Origin of the sequence: Streptomyces celluloflavus (assembly GCA_000720995.1) — a bacterium.
Classification (GTDB): Bacteria; Actinomycetota; Actinomycetes; order Streptomycetales; family Streptomycetaceae; genus Streptomyces; species Streptomyces celluloflavus.
Genome location: JOEL01000132.1, coordinates 1 through 764 on the forward strand (window position 1 = coordinate 1; position 764 = coordinate 764).

Annotated in this window: 1 protein-coding gene; it reads left to right on the forward strand. The window is 65.4% G+C overall.

Annotated elements, in window-relative coordinates; genetic code table 11:
* Positions 1-764 (forward strand): beta-ketoacyl synthase N-terminal-like domain-containing protein (locus IH09_RS36195; protein WP_190233523.1); only part of this gene is annotated, 764 nt, incomplete at both ends.

A 764-nucleotide genomic window follows, 5' to 3' on the forward strand; every position in this document is an offset into this window, starting at 1 on the left:
GGCTTCGAGGGGCCGGCTCTCACTGTCGACACGGCCTGTTCGTCATCGCTGGTGAGCGTGCACCTCGCCGTGCAAGCCCTGCGCCAAGGCGAGTGCACACTCGCCCTGGCCGGCGGCGCCACCGTCATGGCCACACCCAAAGTCTTCACCGAATTCAGCAGACAACGCGCACTCTCACCGGACGGCAGATGCCGCTCCTACGCCCAAGCCGCCAACGGCACCGGCTGGGCCGAAGGCATCGGAATCATCCTGCTCGAACGCCTCAGCCAAGCCCACCGCAACAACCACCGCATCCTCGCCCTCATCCCAGGCACCGCAGTCAACCAGGACGGCGCCAGCAACGGCCTCACCGCCCCCAACGGCACCTCCCAACAACGCGTCATCACCCAAGCACTCACCACCGCACGACTCCACCCCCACGACATCGACGCCGTCGAAGGCCACGGCACCGGCACCACCCTCGGCGACCCCATCGAAATCGACGCCCTCACAGCCACCTACGGCCACAACCGCCCCACCACACAACCCCTACGACTCGGCTCACTCAAATCCAACATCGGACACACCCAAGCCGCCGCAGGCATCGGCGGACTGATCAAAATGATCCAAGCACTCCGCCACGAAACACTGCCCAAAACCCTCCACATCGACCGGCCCACACCCAAAGCCAACTGGACCGACAACAGCATCGCCCTCCTCACCGAAACCACCCCATGGCCACGCAGCCAACGCATCCGCCGAGCCGGAGTATCCGCCTTCGGCAT